Raw genomic sequence first — 3,600 nt, 5'->3', positions numbered from 1 at the left:
TACTGACCTGCAACGTTACCGAGCTCCGAAGCCGTTCACGACCACTTCTTAAGAAACCGGCAAAACACCCACCGAACCACGAACCACCCTCTGGAAGGTCACAGGCCACCTCCCGGAGGAACGGCGAGGTCCACACCCGCCTCGACCGGACCCGACAGGGAACGGCGACGGCCGCCCACGTGGCGCGAGCGGCCATCCCTGTCCCCTCCGGGAAAGTCCTCACATGGCAAGGCGGGTACAGAGCCCCGGTGGCTCAGGACGACCGGGAAAGGTTCTGTCAGGCGGTCACGTAAGGCCGGTAGGGCGTCCCGTCATGGATGAACGGCTGCGGCCGCTTGGAAGCCGCGTGGGCTTCCCACCAATGTGGGGAGCCGAAGGCGTAGGCCGTGTGAGGTGCCCTGAAGTAGGGGCGCACACGCTCGGCGTTGCGGGGCGGAGGCACTACGGGGGCAGCGGGTTCCTCGTAGCGTCCGGCGGTGGTACCGGTGCCGGCCACTGCGGCCATGACCGCCTCGGTGGTGACGCGGGGATGCACAAGGGCCAACAGCATGACCGCGATCGCGGTGATGACGCGGCTGATAAGGTCGCGCACAGCTCTTCTTCCTGGTCTCGACAGGTTGGGAGTCAGGCCCTGTGCCAGGTGTTACCAGCACCTGCCGGGGCCGTTCTTCGTTTCTTGTGGCGGGTCGGAAACCGTCAGGCCCCCTCACCGCCACCGTCCGGTTCTCGCGGATCTTCGGGCATGGACAGCCCGCTTCCGCGGAATCGGGCTCGCACTTCGCGGTGCCGGTCTTCGATCAGGCCTACGGCCCGCCCGGGACTCCTCGTCAGGGCTTCGTGGACGCCGGGTGTGGACGGGACGGTGTAAGTAAATGCCGCGTGGTTCCCGTGTCCTGGCCGGCGGATGAGGTAGCCCCGTCGCCCTCTACCGGACTCGGGGATCTGCTTTCCGCAGCGGGCAGGTGGACGGTACGCCCGGCGGCTTCCCTCTTGGCGGCCGGGGCCACACCTGGGACCGCATCAGGGTCGTCTCCACCTGGTTGGGCGGCAGGTAATGGCTCCTCCGATGTGGTCGCCGCTCCCGGTGTCATATGACGTCGGATGGCATCGGGGCGTGCCGGCTCCTCGGGTGGAACCCCGTGGTGGCGATCGAGTCGGAGACCGGGGACCCTCCTGAGACGTCATCCTCTCCTCTCGCCTTCCAGACTCCATCCCAGGGTGAAGAAAACGCCGTGCTCGTAGGGCATCAGACTGCTGCACTCATCTGCCAGCGCTTGGGCCAAGAGCAATCCGTCCGGTGCGGGGAAGACCTCCCCGAGGGGAGGCCTGGGGGCCTGGGTGCGGATACTCCCGGAGAGGCTGCGCTCATGAACGGCCAAATACAGGTCGTAGGTCCCCCCTGCGTCCCCGCTTTGGGTGTATCGGATCGCGTTAGTGGCGAGGTCGGAAACGATGACCTCGACATCGTCGACGATCGCTGCGGGCACCCCTTGAGGCGCCACGTGTAGCGTCCCGGTAGCGAAGCGACGGGCTACCGCCACACTTTCTGCCGTACCTGGAAGGGAGGTGGAGAACACCGTGTGCGCCATCATGCTCCGGCTCCTGGACGCCGATGACGGGGACGACAGGAGGGTACAAGCGGGTACAAATTCCTGCTCTCTCCGTATCGATCGGACAGAGCGCGCCTTATGGAAAAGCATGTTGCGAGGTTCCACATTTCGTCAGCTCCCATCACTGATGACCGAGCCCCGGCCAATGGCCACGGCGCGAGGACTCCTTCTTCCGTCCGCGTTCAGGATCATCCAGTCCGCTAGCGGTCACCAGAGTTCTGCCAATACTGTCGCGATAAGTACCGACCTCAAGTTCACTTGTACTCATGCCTGAGAAACAACTGGACACATGGCTGGACTTCGGCGCGGAGGTCCGACGACGGCGGACTCAAGCAGGAAAATCCCTAGGCCAGGTAGCCAAGGAGCTATCGATCACCAGCGGGATGCTGGGAAAGATCGAGCGTGCCACACGGGCCACAAAAAAGGACATAGCACAGCAGCTTGAGGACTACTTCGGTACCAATGGCATCCTGCTGCGTAAGTGGGAACACGCCGCCACGGGGTCACCCGAGTGGTTTCGCCTAGTGACCAAATCCGAAGAAAACGCCACGGAGATCCGGGCATGGGCACCGATCCTGGTTCCCGGCGTTCTCCAGGTGGAGGGTTATGCCCGAGCGATTTTCAAGGTGGGAAGGCCGCTTGACCGGCCCGACGAGATCGAACGCCTTGTAGCCGCACGGCTGGAACGAGGCCGCACCCTGACCAGGGAGGACGGTCCCCGGCTCTGGGTGACACTCTGCGAGTCAGTACTGGGGCGTATCGTGGGTGGTACCGACATCATGCGCGACCAGCTGGCTCTCCTGGTGGAACTGGCCGAGAAGGAACGGATACGGGTACAGGTCGTTCCTGCCACAACACCGGATTGTCCGGGAAACTCCGGCCCTTTCCGCATCATCACGACCAGAGAAGGAGGAACCATAGTGTATGGAGACTCCTCGGGTGGCGGAAACATCGTGGACTCTCTCCCTGAGGTACGGCGTCACGTAGCCCTGTACGGGGAACTACAAGCTGTAGCCCTACCCCCCACAACTTCACTGAATGTGATCAGGAAGGCTCAAGGTGCCATCTAACACCCCGTCGCCAGATCGCTTCCACAAGTCCAGCTACAGCGGTGCAGCATCCGAATGTGTCGAAGTAGCGGAAGGTACCCGGACCCTTGTACGTGACACCCAGAACCGGGACCACGCGCTTCTCGACTTCCCGGCCTCGGCCTGGTCGTCCTTCCTCAAAGCAGTGAAGGAAGGACAACTGTAACCAGCCGGATTTGTCCCATAAAGGCCAGCTCAACTTCAGAAGTGCCCTGTCAGTGACGCTGAATCTCGTATCACCCGGTCACAGCGCCACCGACGGGGCACGACTTGTACATAGGCGGCATCGACCGGCCGGCCGTACCGCGTCAGCACGCGATGCTCGGCTCACCTTCACCGCGAGGTCCCGTTGTGAACGGGAACGATTCCCGTACGAGGGTTACCTGGAACCCGCGCCCATGAGCGCGGCCGGGTGGTGTCAGCGGAGCATGTGCTGCCGGGTCTGCCGGACCACGCCGCTGGCATCGTCCTGTATTCACCGGCTTCAGCGGCAGGAGAACGACGCCAACCGGTTCATTCAGACAGATCCGGAGGCTGTGGGCGCCTCCCGGGACAGTGACTCGGAGAACCACGGAAGCCACTGCCAAGACCGGCCCAGAGGGGCTAGACCAACGTCGTCCGGCTGGCGAGCCATCCCCGCGTGCGCGGGGAGCACCCGGACTCCCTGCGCCGTCACATGGCCGCCCAGGGACCATCCCCGCGTGCGCGGGGAGCACGCGACCTCGGCCAGGTGCGCGGTCAGGTCGGCGGGACCATCCCCGCGTGCGCGGGGAGCACTGCCTGGGCGTGGCGACCGCCTCCGACGCGGGGGGACCATCCCCGCGTGCGCGGGGAGCACTCTTACTGACCTGCAACGTTACCGAGCTCCGAAGCCGTTCACGACCACTTCTTAAGAAACCGGC

General features: G+C 64.3%; 4 protein-coding genes. 2 read left to right on the top strand and 2 right to left on the bottom strand.

Annotated elements, in window-relative coordinates:
* Positions 1-277: 277 nt before the first annotated feature.
* Both B5D66_RS24775 and B5D66_RS24770 read right to left on the bottom strand, forming a co-directional pair.
* The gene (locus B5D66_RS24775; protein WP_078764245.1) at positions 278-592 is read right to left on the bottom strand and encodes a hypothetical protein; all 315 of its coding nucleotides are present in this window, start codon (positions 590-592) and stop codon (positions 278-280) included.
* 589 nt (positions 593-1,181) lie between these two features.
* Positions 1,182-1,592 carry an ATP-binding protein gene (locus B5D66_RS24770; protein ID WP_078764244.1) on the bottom strand — a complete coding sequence of 137 codons (411 nt, stop codon included), beginning with the start codon at positions 1,590-1,592 and terminating at the stop codon, positions 1,182-1,184.
* A gap of 284 nt (positions 1,593-1,876) precedes the next feature.
* On the opposite strand from B5D66_RS24770, the gene B5D66_RS24765 reads away from it, so the two are divergent.
* Together B5D66_RS24765 and B5D66_RS24760 are read left to right on the top strand one after the other, a co-directional pair.
* Entirely contained in the window at positions 1,877-2,680 is an 804-nt protein-coding gene (locus tag B5D66_RS24765; RefSeq protein WP_078764243.1) for a helix-turn-helix domain-containing protein, read from the top strand.
* On the top strand, positions 2,670-2,864 hold the full coding sequence (locus B5D66_RS24760) for a DUF397 domain-containing protein (protein WP_078764242.1): 195 nt from the start codon (positions 2,670-2,672) through the stop codon (positions 2,862-2,864). Before B5D66_RS24765 ends, B5D66_RS24760 begins: the two co-directional genes overlap by 11 nt.
* Positions 2,865-3,600 lie beyond the last annotated feature (736 nt).

The organism is Marinactinospora thermotolerans DSM 45154, from assembly GCF_900167435.1.
Classification (GTDB): Bacteria; Actinomycetota; Actinomycetes; order Streptosporangiales; family Streptosporangiaceae; genus Marinactinospora; species Marinactinospora thermotolerans.
The sequence above is the reverse complement of the archived record's forward strand: the minus strand, read 5'-3'. Positions and strand labels throughout refer to the sequence as shown.

Excerpts from the sequence above, each read along its gene's own strand:
- B5D66_RS24770 (WP_078764244.1), bottom strand. The coding sequence starts at position 1,592 with ATGATGGCGCACACGGTGTTCTCCACCTCCCTTCCAGGTACGGCAGAA.
- B5D66_RS24765 (WP_078764243.1), top strand. The coding sequence starts at position 1,877 with ATGCCTGAGAAACAACTGGACACATGGCTGGACTTCGGCGCGGAGGTC.